Raw genomic sequence first — 13,582 nt, 5'->3', positions numbered from 1 at the left:
TTGATCCCCTGCGTGTCTAGCCTTCGATGATCCCCGAGCCCGCCTGCTTTCTGCGCCAGCTTTTCGACCGTGCCGTCGAAGTCGCGGACCCGATGCGCTCGCTTGCCGGGGTCCTGCCCGCAAAGCCGAAAGGCCGCGTTCTGGTGATCGGCGCCGGAAAGGCCTCGGCCCGGATGGCCGAAGCGGTCGAGGCGGCCTGGGGACCGTGCGAGGGCCTTGTCATCACCCGATACGGCCATGCCCGCCCCTGCCGCGGGATCGAGATCGTCCAGGCTGCCCACCCGGTCCCCGATCAGGCCGGGGTGGACGCCACCGAAAGGATGCTGAGGCTTCTGGACACCGCCCGCGAAGGGGATTTCGTCCTTGCGCTGATCTCGGGCGGGGCCTCCGCGCTTCTTTGCGCCCCGGCCAAGGGGATGAGCCTGGCGGACAAGCAGCAGGTCAACGCGGCGCTTCTGGCTTCGGGCGCGCCCATCCTGGCGATGAATACCGTCCGCAAGCACCTGTCCCGCGTCAAGGGCGGCCAGCTTGCCGCCGCCGCCTACCCGGCAAGACTGCTGGCCCTGATGATCTCGGATGTGCCGGGCGACGATCCGGCCTTCATCGGCTCGGGCCCCACGGTCGGCGATGCCACGACGCCCGCAGAGGCCCGCGCGATCCTTGACCGCTGGCAGGTCCCGGTGCCTGCCGCGGCGCTTGCGGCGTTGCAGCACTCTGGCGTCATCCCTCCCGGCGACCCGCGCCTGTCGCGGACGGAGAACGTGATCTACGCCGCCCCCGCGCAGTCGCTGGCCGCCGCTGCCGCGTTTGCCGCGCCCGGGGCCCGCGTCCGCACCCTCGGCGACCGGATCGAGGGTGAGGCCCGCGACATCGCCCGCGACCAGGCCGTCATGGCCATTGACATCGCGTCCGGCCTTGAACCCGGCGACCGGCCGGTGCTTCTCCTCTCCGGGGGCGAACTTACCGTGACCCGCACCGGCGATGGGGTCGGGGGGCCGAATGCCGAATTCTGCCTCGCGCTCGCGCTGGCCCTGAACGGCCATCCCCGCATCCATGCCATCGCCTGCGATACCGATGGCGTCGACGGCGCGGCAGAAGTGGCGGGAGCCCTGGTCGGCCCCGACACGCTGGCGACCCCCGGCGCGGCCGAGGCGCTGGCCCGCAACGACGCCCACGGCTTCTTCGCCCGCGCCCGGGCGCAGGTGGTGACCGGCCCCACGCTGACCAATGTCAACGACTTCCGGGCGATCCTGATCCTGCCGCCGGATGGGTAAGCGTCACCCGGCCTCGCGGGTGGGGCGGGCCGGTTTCAGCGGCAGCGTGATCCGCACCGCAAGACCGCCAAGCGCGGCACTGTCCTCCAGCGCCATGGTCGCGCCGTAGGCCTTCAGAAGTTCGTTGGCGATTGCCAGACCCAGCCCTGTCCCCGGTTTCGAGGTGTCCAGCCGCGCCCCGGATCGCAGCGCCTCGTCCCGCTCCGCAACCCGTATCCCCGGCCCGTCATCCTCGACCAGCACCTCGACCCCGGTCTTGCGCCTGCGTGCCGTCAGCCGCAGTTGCGTCCGGCCCCATTTCAGGCCGTTGTCCAGCAGGTTGCCCAGCACTTCCTCGATATCCTGCGCATCCATCCGCACCATCAGACCCGGTTCGCAGTCAACCGCGAAAGCCTTGCCCTCGCGCTGGGCCATCATGCCGAAGAGCCGCGCGAAACGGTCGACCGAACGGCTCAGATCGGTGCGCGCCAGCATGGTCTCGCCGGTATTTGCCGTGCGAAGCCGCGCCAGCGATCGGGCCAGCTGGGCATCGACCCGGTCAAGCGCGTCCAGCGCCTTGCCCATGTCCTGCCCACCCTCGGCCAGAGTGTTCAGCTCGTTGCGCAGGATCGCGCTGGGGGTCTTCAGCGCATGTGCCAGATCGGCGGCCTGCCGTCGGGATCGGCCCACGATCTCGCGGTTGCGCTCCAGGAGCGTGTTGATGTCCCCGACCAGCGGCGCGACTTCTTCGGGGTAATCGGCCTCGACCAGCGCCTCGCCGCCGTCCCAGCGTTGCGCCACGTCGCGCCGCAGCCGGTCCAGCGGGCGCAGGATCGCGGCGGTCTGGAACAGTACGCTCGCCAGCCCGATCACCGACACCAGGGCAAAGGCCACCAGCAGGTTTTGCCGCAGGTCCTTCCGGTCGGCCTTCAGCTGCGCCAGAGTCTCGGCCACCGCCACCAGCCAGGTCGAGCCGTCCTCCAGCGTTATCCGCTGCCGGGCGATGCGGACCTCTTCGACGTCCGGGTTCTCGGCATCCCGCAGCACAAGAGTCGTCGGCGCGTCCTCATGGCCCGGCAGGTTGGCGCCCAACAGCGATCCCGAGGTGAAGGTCTGGCCGTCCTCGCGTGTGACCTGCCAGTAGCGCCCCGAATAGGGTGCCTGATAGGTCGGGTCGAACAGCAACTCTCCCAGCCGGGACGGGTCGTCAGCGGCATAGCTCAGCGCGACGACCACCTGCGTGTGACGTTCGACCAGCGCCCGGTCGAACCGGTCCAGCGCCTGCCGGTTGAGGTAGGAATACAACAGCAGGATGCCCACGCCCAGCGAGACCAGCGCCGACAGCCCGCCGCTGATCCACGCCCTCTGCCGCAGGGACAGCATCAGCCCCGGTCGATCATGTATCCGCGCCCGCGCATGGTCTGGATCAGGTCCGGCCCCAGTTTCTTGCGCAGGCGATTGATGAACACCGCAATCGTGTTGGAATCGCGGTCGCCGTCATATTCGTAGATGTGTTCGGACAGTTCGGTCCGCGAGATCAGCCGGCCCGCGTTGTGGACCAGATAGGACAGCACCGCCACTTCCTGCGAGGTCAGGTCGACCGGAACGCCATGCACCGAGGCCCGCCCAAGCCGGGTGTCGAACACCACGCCATCCCTCTCGAACAGCGGATTGGCCCGCCCCGAGCTGCGCCGCAGGCTGGCACGCACCCGGGCGGCAAGTTCGGGCAGATGGAAGGGCTTGGTCAGATAGTCGTCGGCGCCGGCATCCAGCCCCTCGACGCGGTCCGACCAGCCGTCGCGGGCAGTCAGGATCAGGACCGGGGTCGCCACGCCGTTGCTGCGCCATTCGCGCAGGACCGAAATCCCGTCGCGGATCGGCAGGCCGAGGTCCAGGATGATCATGTCATAGGGTTCCGTCGCGCCCATGAAGCAGGCTTCCTGGCCGTCGTTGGCGACGTCCACGATCCGGCCCTCGGCCATCAGAACTTTCTTGATCTGGTCGCACAGGACCAGCTCGTCCTCAGCAAGAAGTATGCGCATACCGACCGAGATTATCCGTCAAATGGGAAACAATTATGGCGGCGTCAGTTCTTGCCATTGCCGCCGCCGTTTCCGCCCCCGCCGCCGTTTCCGCCCCCGCCGCCGTTTCCGCCCCCGCCGCCGTTCCCGCCCCCGCCGCCGTTCCCGCCGCCGTTCCCGTTTCCGCCCCCGCCGCCGTTTCCGTTGCCCCCGGCATTGCCGTTTCCGTTCCCGGCGCCGTTCCCGGCAGGATTGCCCCGGGCGGCATTGCCCTTGCCGCCCTTGGACTTGGCGCCTGCCTTGGCGGCTGCGGCCACTTCCTTGCCGATGGCCGAGCCCTTTGCCACCTGCGCCCCCGTCCTGGCATCGATGATAAGGCTGACAAGACTGCCATCGTCCAGCTTCAGAACGATCCGGTAGAACACGCTGTCGGCCTGGAAGGCGCGGGCCTCGACGGGCTCGCCTCCGGTCTGGCGGGACACGGACTGGAGCACCTGCTTCAGGCCAAGCATCCCCTGCTCGCGCACGACCCGACGCAAATCCGCCCCGTCCAGCTCGCGCATGCCTGACGCAAGAGCCTGGCCGCAGAGGGCAAGCAAGGCCACACACAGAAGGGCGCGCTTCAACATCATGGCCGCAGTCTATCCAATTCTGGATGAACCCAAAATGAACATCCGGTTTCTGCCCGGTTAAAGGCGGATGGTGTCTTGTTCTTCCGTGGGTTGCGAAACGATGCCGGGATTCGGCTGTGTTTCGGTTCCAGTCCGACTGTAATCCCCGCGACCGGAGAGCCCCTCCAAGGTCGCGCCCAGCAAGAAGGTTTCATCCATGACCAAACCAGCCATTCGGGTCCTGCGGGCCTGTTCACTGACCATCGCTCTGCTCGGCTCGGTCGCTGTCGTCTCGGCGGTTTCCCTGCCGGACATGGCCTTTGCGAAATCCGGCAACGATGGCGGCAACGGCAACGGCGGAGGCAACGGCAACGGTAACGGCGGCGGAAAAGGCAACGCCGGCGGGAACGGAAACGGCAACGCAGACGGCGGCAACGGCAACGGCGGGGCCAACGGCAAGTCCGTCGAAAAGTCGGGGGCGAAGCCCGTCAAGGCAGACACCGCGCTCAAGACGACAAAGGCAAGGACGCCGATCGACGACCTTGGCCTGAAGCCGTCGGAACTTGGTGCCCTGAACGCCGCGCGCGCCAATCCGAACGCGCTGAAGAATGCCGCACCCAATTCGCGGGTCGGTCGGATCGCCGCCTACCGTGACGCCGTGCTGGAAGGGCGGGAACTGGAGGCGGAACTGCAAGAGAAAACCGCACTTTTCGAATCGATGACGCCGCCCGACCGCGAGATCGCCGAGATCGAGGGCGCGCTTGAGGCGGCGCGGACCGATGTCGACGTCAAGGCCGACGAGGTCGCGCGTCTGGAAGCCGAACTTGCCGAGGCCGGCGGCGAGGATGCCGCTCTCCAGGACCAGCTTGACGCGGCCCGCGAGGCGCTGACAGCCGCCCAGGCCGCCGAGGATGGGCTGGAGGCCGAGCTGGCCGATGCCCAGGCCTATGCCCAGCTTGAAGCCGAGATCGCCGAGCTGGAAACCCGCGTCGAAGCGCAGCCCGAAGTCGAACGCTCGCTGCTGGAAGCCGCGGCCAACAAGCCGGTGACCGACGCGGTCGAAGCTGCGGTGAAGAAACTGCTCGGGCTGTAACCGTCCCGGACTCCGAAGGCCGCGACCTCAGACTGCCGTCCGGTCGCGGCCTTTTCCTGTCCGCAGCCCTTACCTGTCCTTTGTCCGGCGATCAACGTCGAGGCGGAGCCGTGAAACGCAAAGGGCCCCCCGTTTGACCGGGTGGCCCTTTGGTGCCGGGTATCGCGGTTTCAGGTGGCAAAGGCCCGTTTGGCAACACGGTCCAGCGTAACGACAACATCCTCGATCGGCGGGAACCGCCGCAATTCGGATGAGAAGAAGGTCGTCGACTTCCTGGGCGCAGGTCGGGAAACGACCGCGTCAACCGCGCGCAATTCCGCGGTCAGATGCAAACGAGCCTGGTCTGTCGTCGCGCTCGGCATGATCAACCCCCATTGATCCTGTCTGTCGGCAGCCTTTCCACCGGGTTTGCGACTCGGCTTCTGGTCAGCTTGCAATAGAGTTGGTTAACCAGCCGCGAACCCTGCGTTCATTTTCGGTTCATCTTCCCGCCGTCCGTGGCGGTGCCAGGGCATGCGGCCCTGCTGCAAGAGCCAGCAGTTCGCGCGCGCCCCGGGCACGGGTTTCGGTCACGGGGCAGACCGACCGGCGGCTTTTCATCCGGTGGCCATCGCGTCAGACGCTCTTCGTTCCCTTCGGTCCTCATCGCCTCGCACCCGCGACGCGAAAAGGCCGTCGAGCCAAGAGAAGCCGAAGACGCCCGACAAGCCGCGGCGGACCCGCGCGCCCGGCTGGCTGGACAAGCCCGACCTTGGCCTGACGCCTCTGATCCGGGCCGCTGCGGGCCCCGGGCTTGCCGCAGAAGCGGTTAACCAACCCTGAACGCCCACGGCCAAGGCATTGATTTCCTTCAAGTCGTAGATCTGTTCGCGCGTGGACACACTTGCTGCTCCTTCGACCGGGCCAAGGCCGGGTCCTCCTTTGCATGGTCCCGCAGGGCCGGGTCATGCCCGATCCGGGCCTTGTCCTGCCGGGTGCTGACCTGCCTCTCCGTCGGGCCTGATGAGGCCATCACTCCTTGCGCTTCCGCACCGCTGCCCTGTATGCGGGGTATGGGCCGCCGGACGGGCGGGGTTCGATGGCTTTCCGCCCCCCTCCACGATGCCGGCTGGCCGGGCATGGGTGCGCACCTCGCCCGGGGGCGGGACTTTTCAGGGATGAAGGACGCATGACTGGCGACGAGACGGCGACAAGGCGGGACCAGGGGCGGTTGCCGCACCCGGCCCACCGCCTGTCCGTCGCGCCGATGATGGACTGGACGGACCGGCACTGTCGCGTCTTTCACCGCCAGATGACCCGCCGCGCGATGCTTTATACCGAGATGGTGACCGCGCCCGCCATCGTCCACGGGCCCAAGTCCCGGCTGCTGGACCATTCCCCCGTCGAACACCCCGTCGCCTTGCAGCTCGGCGGCTCCGACCCGCGCGAACTGGCCGAGGCGACCCGCATCGCCAATGCCTGGGCCTATGACGAGGTCAACCTCAACTGCGGCTGCCCCTCGGACCGGGTGCAGTCGGGCTGCTTCGGCGCGGTGCTGATGGAGCAGCCGCAGCTGGTCGCCGACTGCGTCCGGGCGATGCAGGGCGAAACCGACAGCCCGGTCACGGTCAAATGCCGGATCGGCGTGGACGACCAGGACCCCGAAACCGTCCTGCCGCGGTTCATCGAGACCATCGCCGGGGCAGGGGTCCGCCACATCATCATCCACGCCCGCAAGGCCTGGCTGCAGGGCCTTTCGCCGAAGGAAAACCGCGAGATCCCGCCTCTGGACCATGGCCTTGTCCTGCGGATGAAGGCGCGCTTCCCGGACCTCACCATCTGCATCAACGGCGGGATCACCAGCCTTGCCCAGGCGAGGGCCTTTCTGGACGCGGGCCTGGACGGGGTCATGGTCGGACGCGCCGCCTATCACGACCCGGCCTCGGTCCTGATCGGGGCCGATGCGCTCTGGGACGAGGATTTCGCGCCCGATCCGGTCGAGGTCGTCGACGCCATGCGGCCCTACATCGCCGACCACCTTGCTGCGGGGGGCAGGCTGCACCAGATCACCCGGCACATGCTGGGCCTGTTCACCGGCCGCCCCGGCGCGCGCGGCTGGCGGCGCGTGCTGTCAGAGCAAGCCTCCCGCGACGGGGCAGGGCTCGAGGTTCTGGACGCGGCGCTTGCCGAGGTTCAGGCCAGGGCCGCCTGACGCGGGATCATCCGCGACAGGACCAGCGCGATCAGCCCGCAGACCGCGATGGCCGCCAGCATCGGCGTGACCGTCCCGTCAAGGAACGGCCCGGCCGCCGCCACCAGCACCCCCGCCGCGACCATCTGCATCGTGCCGCCCAGCGACGAGGCAAGGCCTGCGATCTCGCCATGCTCTTCCAGCGCCTGCACCTGCGCCGTGGGCAGGATCACGCCCAGGAAGATGTTGCCTATGAACAGCGTGCTCATCGTCACCGGCAGGCTTGCCAGCCCGGCAAGCGCCAGGCCGAAACCCGCAAAGGTCGCCAGCGCAAAGCCCACCGTCGCACCGGCGATCATCCGCAACGTCCTCAGCCGCCGCGACAGGGGCGAGGCGAATTGCGAGGCCGCGAAGAAGCCGATCGCATTGACCGCGAAGGCGAAGGAGAACTGCGTGGGCGTCAGCCCGAACTGGTCGCGATAGACGAAGGCGGCGCTGGCGATGAAGACGAAGAAGCTGGCGAAGGCGAAGCCCGCAAGGAAGGTCATCACCATGAACCCCCGGTCGGCCAGCAGGACGCGCGTCCCTGCCAGCGTGCCGGACAGGTCGAACCGCTGCCGGTTGGCGTCGGTCAGCGTCTCGGGCAGTGCGAAATGGATCAGGAAGAAGCTCGCGACCGCCGCCGCCAGCAGCGCCAGGAAGATCAGCCGCCAGTCCCCCAGCGCCAGCAGGCCCGCGCCGGACAGGGGCGCGAGCAAGGGCGAGACGGCGATCACGATCATGATCGTGGACATCATCCGCGTCGCCTGCGGCCCGGTCGCCAGGTCGCGGATCACCGCGCGCAGCACCACCATGTTCGCCGCCCCGCCCAGCCCCTGCACCATCCGCCCGGCGATCAGCCAGCCGATCGAGGGCGCCAGCGCGCAGATCACCGTGCCGGTGATGAACAGCGCCAGCCCGGCGTAGAGCGGCGGCTTCCGCCCGGCCTGATCGGCCCAGGGCCCGTAGGCCAGCTGCGCCAGGCCGAAAGTGACGAAATAGCCCACGATCGTCCATTGCACCGCCTGCTGGTCCACGCCAAGATCGCGGCCGATTTCCGGCATCGCAGGCAGATACATGTCGATGGCAAAGGGCCCGACCGCGGCCACCAGGCCAAGGATGACCGACATCAGCGTCAGGGAAACGGGGCGGGACATGGGAGATTCTCCTTGGGCAGGCGGGCTGCATACCACCTGGTATCTTCTGTCGCCAGATCGGAAATCATGACCCCTCCGGCAGGTCGTGCCATGCCGGGGCCGGTTCCGGTCGCATCGCCTCTGGCGGCCCCTGCGCCCAAGGGCTATGCCTCGGGGGCGCATTCCAAGGTGACACATGCCCGACCTTTCCCTGCTTCTGCCGATGATCGCCGCGCTGGTGGTGATCGGTGCCCTTGCCGGAGTGATCGGCGGGCTTCTGGGCGTGGGCGGCGGGATCGTGCTGGTCCCGGCCTTCTTCTACGCCTTCGGCCACCTCGGCTATGGCGGCAGCCAGCTGATGCAGGTCTGTGTGGCGACCTCGATGGCCACCATCGTCGTCACCTCGCTGCGTTCGGTCTCGGCGCACAACCGCAAGGGCGCCGTTGACTGGGAGGTGCTGAAGACCTGGGGCCCGACGCTGGTGATCTCGGCCGCCATCGGCACCTTTGTCGCCGGCAAGGTTTCGTCCCTGACCCTGCAAGCGGTGTTCGGCGCACTGGCGGGGCTTGCCGGGCTGTGGATGGCCTTCGGGCGCGACCACTGGCGCCTTGGCGCGGCGATGCCCGGTCAGCCCGTGCGCAGCGCGCTGGCCGGAGCGGTCGGCTTCTTCTCGGCGATGATGGGGATCGGCGGCGGCACCTTCGGCGTGCCGCTGATGACGCTTTACGCCATGCCGATCCACCGTGCGGTCGCCACCGCCTCGGGGTTCGGCGTGCTGATCGCGGTGCCTTCGGTCCTCGGTTTCCTGTTCCTCCCCGTCGCCGAGGCGCCCCCTTGGACGATCGGAGCCGTCAACCTTCCCGCCTTCCTGGTCGTCATCGGCACGACGCTCCTGACCACGCCCCTGGGCGTGCGCCTTGCCCATGCGATGAACCCCAGGCCGCTGAAACGCGCCTTCGCGGTGTTCCTGACACTGGTCGCGCTGAACATGCTGCGCAAGGTCGTGGGATGGTAGGGCCGGGCTGGCAGCGGATCGGCCCCCACCCGGCCATCGCCGCCTGGGCAAAGGCTGCGCGCGCCGCGGCACTGGACGTCCTCGCCGCCACGACCGAGACCTGGCGCTGCGGCGGCACCTGGTTCGTCGGCGTCGATGCCCTGCCAAATGCGCCGGACGGGTCCATCGACGGCACCGCCTTCCCCTGGGTGGCCCTGCCGCTTGCGCCCGAACCCCTGCACCGCGCCCAGCTTTCCGTGATCCGCCCCGGCTACCCGCAACCTTCGCCCGAGGAAACCCCCGCCGCCTTCGCCTTCCGCCGCGACCGCGACGCCGCGCATCTCGACGGCCTCCTGCCCATCGGCCCGGACAAGCGGCGCATGGTCAAGGAGCCCCACGCCTGGATCCTCGGCCTGCCGCTGAACGACACCGCCGCCGCGCCGCTGACAGTGTGGGAGGGCAGCCACGACATCCTCCGCGCAGCCCTGCTCGAGGCCCTGAACCCCCACCCGCCCGAAACCTGGGGCGACATCGACATCACCGAAGCCTATCAGGCCGCCCGCAAGGACATCTTCGCCACCTGTCGCCGGATCGAGCTGCACGCGAAACCCGGCGAAGCCACGCTCCTCCACCGCCTCACGCTGCACGGCGTGGCACCGTGGAAACCGGACGACCGCGCACCCCGCGAAGGCCGGATGATCGCCTACCTTCGTCCGCAATTTACGACCGTTCACCAGTGGCTCACCGCCCCCTGATCCTGCTCTTTTCGCAAATACTCTGGGGGTCCGGGGGTGAAACCCCCGGCCGGAGCCAAGCGGGCGAAGTCCCGCGCAGGCGACCCGAAAGGAACGTGCCGTCAGGCACTCGATGTGATCAGCGCTCCAGCCGGGCCAGCCGACCGCCGCGGCGCTTCTGCAATCGCGGCGCGCGGGCGGGCAGTTCGGCCATCACCGCGGCCCGCTCCTCGTGGCTCAGCTTCGACCACCGGCTGATCTCGTCGATGGTGCGATAGCAGCCGACGCAGATGCGCTCCTCGGGGTGCACCACGCAGAGCTTCACGCAGGGGCTGGCGATCTCGTCGCGCTTCCAGACATCGTCCTTCAAGCCTGCTCACCCCGCCCCATATGCGCCATCCGGTCCAGCGCGCCTTGCAGGATATAGCCCGCCGCCACCTGATCGATCACCTCTTTCCGACGCTTCCGCGACGTATCCGCCTCCAGCAGTGCCCTTTCTGCCGCAACCGTGGACAGACGCTCGTCCCAATAACAGATCGGCAGGGCGGTCAGCTTCTCCAGATTGCGCGCAAAGGCCTGGGTCGCCTGCACCCGGGGCCCCATGGACCCGTCCATGTTCAAGGGCAGCCCCAGCACGATCCCCGCCGCGCCCCGCGCCTGCAGAAGCGCCAGCAGGCGGCCCGCGTCTATGGTGAACTTCTCGCGCCGGATCACCTCGACGGGTGTCGCCACCTGGCGGCGCAGGTCGGACAGCGCGACACCGATGGTCTTGTCGCCAAGATCGAGGCCCGCAATGGCCCGCATCGGGGGCAGGGCGGCGACAAACTCCTCGACCGATGCGCAGATCACGGGTTCAGCCCGCTTTCCACCGCCGCCTGCCGCAGGAAGGACAGCTCTGCCGGACGGCCCTGGAACTTCGCTTTCGCCTCGTCGTAGATCTTCTGCGCCTCGGGCAGGCGTTCCAGGACGGTCAGCGAGCGGATCAGCCGGTTCCAGTCCTCGACCGACCCGCCCTCGGTCGCCAGCCGGTCCGACAGTCGCGCCACCATTCCCTCGATCATCGCCTGCCGGTCTTCCGGGCTCATCTCGCCCGCCGCCGCCATATCCGCGCTGCTCGGGCCGGGGGCAGAAGCGGCCGCCGGCGGGGCATAGCGCAACCCCGCCAGTTCCGCGACAGTCCCGATCCGCTCGCGGATCGAGGCCGTCCACGGCGCCGCAGGATTTCCACCCTCGGCCAGCGGGCGCCAGAACTGGAAGGCGCGGTCGAAACGGCCACCCTGCACGAACATCTCGCCCACCAGATAACGCGCCAGCTCGTTGCTCATGTCCGCCTGCAGGCTGCGGCGCAGCGCGGCTTCGGCCTCGGGCGAGACATAGCCATCCGCTTCCGCCACCAGCGCCAGCGCCAGATTGGCATGGTCGGCAGAGGTCGCGGCATCTCCCAGGACGGCCAGGAGCCGCTCTTGCACCCGCACCGCTTCCTGTCGCTGCCCGGCTTCGAAGGCCGTGCGGAATCGGCGGCGGAGCGTCTCGGGATCGCTGATCCCGGCCAGCTCGGCAGCCAGCCGGTCGTCAAGCGCCGCATCGCGCACCCGCCCGATCCCTTGCAACTCGGCCTCTTGCGAGCGTCGCCCGGCGATCCGCGCATCCAGGTCGGCCAGTCTGGCCTCAAGCGCCATGTCCGGGTATCCGGGCGCGCCCAGCACCCAATATGCCGCAAGGGCACCGGGCAGCGTGATCGCAAGGATCAGCGCCACCAGCACGGATTTCGACACCGCGGCGGCTGGCCGCGTCTCGGCCGCATGGCGTGCCCGGTCCGCGTCCAGCACGCGCTTGCCGATTTCCGCCCGCAGTCGCGCGGCCTCGTCCGGCCCGATCGTGCCCCGTTGCAGGTCGCGCTCGACTTCGGCCAGCTGGTCCCGGTAGACGCCCAGGTCGGCATCGGAACCCGTGTCCTTGTCGGACGAACGGCGCATCGCCGCGATCAGCACGGATGCGACAAGGGCCGCCAGTGCCGCCGCGACAGCCCAGAACAGCCAAACTGACATTGCCTGCATCGAAACCCCGCTTGGTCCGCTTCGACATAGTCGTTTCGCCGCGCCCGAGAAAGGGGCATTCCGCCGCATCACCGCACGGGGGGCGGCCGCCTGCCCGGACCGCAAGCGGCGACCATGTCGCAATTTTCCCGATTGTGCCGCTGATGGGTCTGGCTGTAAGCCACAACTCATCCAAGACATGGCTGCCGGACCTGTCTGGCAGCCCCCGTCCGACAAGAGGCCCCGATGAAGCGCTATTCGGTCTTTGCCATCGCCCGCGAAGCGATCCGCTACCACATGGGCTGGGAACGCGCCTGGGCCTCGCCGGAACCGAAAGCGTCCTATGACGCGATCATCGTGGGTGCCGGGGGCCACGGGCTGGCCACCGCCTATTACCTTGGCAAGAACTACGGCATCACCAATGTCGCGGTGATCGAAAAGGGTTGGCTCGGCGGCGGCAACACCGGCCGCAACACCACGATCATCCGTTCCAATTATCTCCAGGACCCTTCGGCCGCGATCTACGAGAAAGCCCGCAGCCTGTACGAGACGCTGAGCCAGGAGCTGAATTACAACGTCATGTTCTCGCCGCGCGGCCTTCTGATGCTGGCCCAGACCCATCATGAGGTGCGGGGCTATCTGCGCACGGTGCATGCCAACGCCCTGCAAGGCGTGCAGACCGAATGGATCAGCCCCCAGCGCGTGAAGGAACTGGTCCCGATCATCAACATCGACGGCCCGCGCTATCCGATCCTCGGCGCGCTGTATCAGGCGCGCGGCGGCACCGCCCGGCACGACGCCGTCGCCTGGGGCTATGCCCGGGCGTGCAGCGCGATGGGGATGCACATCATCCAGAACTGCGAAGTCAAGGGCGTGCGGTCAGAAAACGGCAATGTCACCGGCATCGACACCACGCGCGGCTTCATCGGTTGCAAGAAGCTGGGCATCGTCGTCGCCGGCCACTCCGGCCAGCTGGCCGAGATGGCGGGCTTCCGCCTTCCGATCGAGGCCGTCGCCCTTCAGGCTCTCGTTTCCGAACCGATCAAGCCCTGCATGGACGTGGTCGTGATGGCCAACACCGTCCACGGCTACATGTCGCAATCCGACAAGGGCGAGATGGTGATCGGCGGCGGCACCGACGGCTTCAACAACTATACCCAGCGCGGCAGCTTCCACCACATCGAGGAAACCCTGCGCGCGCTGGTGGAAACCTTCCCGATCATCAGCCGCCTGAAGATGCTGCGCCAATGGGGCGGGATCGTGGACATGACCGGCGACCGCTCACCCATCATCTCGAAGACTCCGCTGGGCAACTGCTTCATCAACTGCGGCTGGGGCACCGGCGGGTTCAAGGCGATCCCCGGGTCGGGCTGGGCGATGGCCGAGCTGATGGCCAAGGGCGAACCCGGGCCGCTGGCCGAAGACTTCAACATGTGGCGTTTCAAGGAAGGCCGGTTCATCGACGAATCCGTCGCGGCCGGGGTGGCGCATTGAT

General features: G+C 68.3%; 14 protein-coding genes. 6 read left to right on the top strand and 8 right to left on the bottom strand.

From position 1 onward, the window contains the following. The first annotated feature begins 26 nt into the window (after positions 1–26). Positions 27–1,274 carry a glycerate kinase type-2 family protein gene (locus D5084_RS13090; protein WP_128515940.1) on the top strand — a complete coding sequence of 416 codons (1,248 nt, stop codon included), beginning with the start codon at positions 27–29 and terminating at the stop codon, positions 1,272–1,274. A 3-nt stretch (positions 1,275–1,277) separates the two neighbouring features. Here the strand turns inward: D5084_RS13090 and D5084_RS13085 are convergent, their stop codons facing one another. Genes D5084_RS13085 through D5084_RS18470 form a run of 3 tightly spaced genes read right to left on the bottom strand, consistent with a single transcriptional unit; the run spans position 1,278 to position 3,906 of the window. Then, positions 1,278–2,636, bottom strand: coding sequence for a sensor histidine kinase (locus D5084_RS13085; protein WP_128515939.1), 1,359 nt, complete (start codon positions 2,634–2,636; stop codon positions 1,278–1,280). Continuing rightward, positions 2,636–3,295: a response regulator transcription factor gene (locus D5084_RS13080; RefSeq protein WP_128515938.1), complete on the bottom strand. Its 660-nt coding sequence runs from the start codon at positions 3,293–3,295 to the stop codon at positions 2,636–2,638. The genes D5084_RS13085 and D5084_RS13080 overlap by 1 nt, the downstream gene beginning before the upstream one ends. A 44-nt stretch (positions 3,296–3,339) precedes the next feature. Further along, complete coding sequence (locus tag D5084_RS18470) at positions 3,340–3,906, bottom strand: hypothetical protein (protein ID WP_162302437.1); 567 nt, start codon at positions 3,904–3,906, stop codon at positions 3,340–3,342. Positions 3,907–4,102: 196 nt separating this feature from the next. Between D5084_RS18470 and D5084_RS18385 the strand changes: the two genes are divergently transcribed. Further along, positions 4,103–4,978, top strand: coding sequence for a hypothetical protein (locus D5084_RS18385; RefSeq protein ID WP_155523137.1), 876 nt, complete (start codon positions 4,103–4,105; stop codon positions 4,976–4,978). Between the two features lie 170 nt (positions 4,979–5,148). Here D5084_RS18385 and D5084_RS13060 read toward each other — a convergent pair whose 3' ends face one another. Continuing rightward, a complete protein-coding gene (locus D5084_RS13060) occupies positions 5,149–5,340 on the bottom strand; it encodes a hypothetical protein (RefSeq protein WP_128515934.1) in 192 nt (63 codons plus the stop codon). A gap of 806 nt (positions 5,341–6,146) precedes the next feature. On the opposite strand from D5084_RS13060, the gene dusA reads away from it, so the two are divergent. Next, positions 6,147–7,169, top strand: coding sequence for a tRNA dihydrouridine(20/20a) synthase DusA (gene dusA, locus D5084_RS13055; RefSeq protein WP_128515933.1), 1,023 nt, complete (start codon positions 6,147–6,149; stop codon positions 7,167–7,169). Here dusA and D5084_RS13050 read toward each other — a convergent pair. Further along, positions 7,151–8,344 carry a multidrug effflux MFS transporter gene (locus tag D5084_RS13050; RefSeq protein WP_202910064.1) on the bottom strand — a complete coding sequence of 398 codons (1,194 nt, stop codon included), beginning with the start codon at positions 8,342–8,344 and terminating at the stop codon, positions 7,151–7,153. The genes dusA and D5084_RS13050 overlap by 19 nt on opposite strands. A gap of 175 nt (positions 8,345–8,519) precedes the next feature. Here D5084_RS13050 and D5084_RS13045 point away from each other — a divergent pair, with 175 nt between their 5' ends. Further along, the gene (locus tag D5084_RS13045; protein ID WP_128515932.1) at positions 8,520–9,338 is read left to right on the top strand and encodes a sulfite exporter TauE/SafE family protein; all 819 of its coding nucleotides are present in this window, start codon (positions 8,520–8,522) and stop codon (positions 9,336–9,338) included. Next, positions 9,332–10,072: a hypothetical protein gene (locus D5084_RS13040; protein WP_128515931.1), complete on the top strand. Its 741-nt coding sequence runs from the start codon at positions 9,332–9,334 to the stop codon at positions 10,070–10,072. The genes D5084_RS13045 and D5084_RS13040 overlap by 7 nt, the downstream gene beginning before the upstream one ends. A gap of 118 nt (positions 10,073–10,190) precedes the next feature. Here the strand turns inward: D5084_RS13040 and D5084_RS13035 are convergent, their stop codons facing one another. Genes D5084_RS13035 through ccmI form a run of 3 tightly spaced genes read right to left on the bottom strand, consistent with a single transcriptional unit; the run spans position 10,191 to position 12,099 of the window. Beyond that, positions 10,191–10,421 carry a DUF1289 domain-containing protein gene (locus tag D5084_RS13035; RefSeq protein ID WP_128515930.1) on the bottom strand — a complete coding sequence of 77 codons (231 nt, stop codon included), beginning with the start codon at positions 10,419–10,421 and terminating at the stop codon, positions 10,191–10,193. Then, a complete protein-coding gene (ruvX, locus tag D5084_RS13030; protein WP_128515929.1) occupies positions 10,418–10,900 on the bottom strand; it encodes a Holliday junction resolvase RuvX in 483 nt (160 codons plus the stop codon). Before ruvX ends, D5084_RS13035 begins: the two co-directional genes overlap by 4 nt. Further along, on the bottom strand, positions 10,897–12,099 hold the full coding sequence (gene ccmI, locus D5084_RS13025) for a c-type cytochrome biogenesis protein CcmI (RefSeq protein WP_162302436.1): 1,203 nt from the start codon (positions 12,097–12,099) through the stop codon (positions 10,897–10,899). Before ccmI ends, ruvX begins: the two co-directional genes overlap by 4 nt. A 234-nt stretch (positions 12,100–12,333) precedes the next feature. Between ccmI and D5084_RS13020 the strand changes: the two genes are divergently transcribed. Further along, positions 12,334–13,581 carry a sarcosine oxidase subunit beta family protein gene (locus D5084_RS13020; RefSeq protein ID WP_128515927.1) on the top strand — a complete coding sequence of 416 codons (1,248 nt, stop codon included), beginning with the start codon at positions 12,334–12,336 and terminating at the stop codon, positions 13,579–13,581. Position 13,582 lies beyond the last annotated feature (1 nt).

Origin of the sequence: Tabrizicola thermarum (assembly GCF_003574395.1) — a bacterium.
Taxonomy (GTDB): Bacteria; Pseudomonadota; Alphaproteobacteria; order Rhodobacterales; family Rhodobacteraceae; genus Tabrizicola; species Tabrizicola thermarum.
The sequence above is the reverse complement of the archived record's forward strand: the minus strand, read 5'-3'. Positions and strand labels throughout refer to the sequence as shown.

What these genes read in the sequence shown, in the direction of transcription:
- D5084_RS13085 (WP_128515939.1), bottom strand. Translation starts at nt 2,636, where the DNA reads ATGCTGTCCCTGCGGCAGAGGGCGTGGATCAGCGGCGGGCTGTCGGCG.
- D5084_RS13050 (WP_202910064.1), bottom strand. Translation starts at nt 8,344, where the DNA reads ATGTCCCGCCCCGTTTCCCTGACGCTGATGTCGGTCATCCTTGGCCTG.
- D5084_RS13090 (WP_128515940.1), top strand. Translation starts at nt 27, where the DNA reads ATGATCCCCGAGCCCGCCTGCTTTCTGCGCCAGCTTTTCGACCGTGCC.
- D5084_RS13060 (WP_128515934.1), bottom strand. Translation starts at nt 5,340, where the DNA reads ATGCCGAGCGCGACGACAGACCAGGCTCGTTTGCATCTGACCGCGGAA.
- dusA (WP_128515933.1), top strand. Translation starts at nt 6,147, where the DNA reads ATGACTGGCGACGAGACGGCGACAAGGCGGGACCAGGGGCGGTTGCCG.
- D5084_RS18470 (WP_162302437.1), bottom strand. Translation starts at nt 3,906, where the DNA reads ATGATGTTGAAGCGCGCCCTTCTGTGTGTGGCCTTGCTTGCCCTCTGC.
- D5084_RS18385 (WP_155523137.1), top strand. Translation starts at nt 4,103, where the DNA reads ATGACCAAACCAGCCATTCGGGTCCTGCGGGCCTGTTCACTGACCATC.
- D5084_RS13080 (WP_128515938.1), bottom strand. Translation starts at nt 3,295, where the DNA reads ATGCGCATACTTCTTGCTGAGGACGAGCTGGTCCTGTGCGACCAGATC.
- D5084_RS13045 (WP_128515932.1), top strand. Translation starts at nt 8,520, where the DNA reads ATGCCCGACCTTTCCCTGCTTCTGCCGATGATCGCCGCGCTGGTGGTG.
- ccmI (WP_162302436.1), bottom strand. Translation starts at nt 12,099, where the DNA reads ATGTCAGTTTGGCTGTTCTGGGCTGTCGCGGCGGCACTGGCGGCCCTT.
- D5084_RS13040 (WP_128515931.1), top strand. Translation starts at nt 9,332, where the DNA reads ATGGTAGGGCCGGGCTGGCAGCGGATCGGCCCCCACCCGGCCATCGCC.
- D5084_RS13020 (WP_128515927.1), top strand. Translation starts at nt 12,334, where the DNA reads ATGAAGCGCTATTCGGTCTTTGCCATCGCCCGCGAAGCGATCCGCTAC.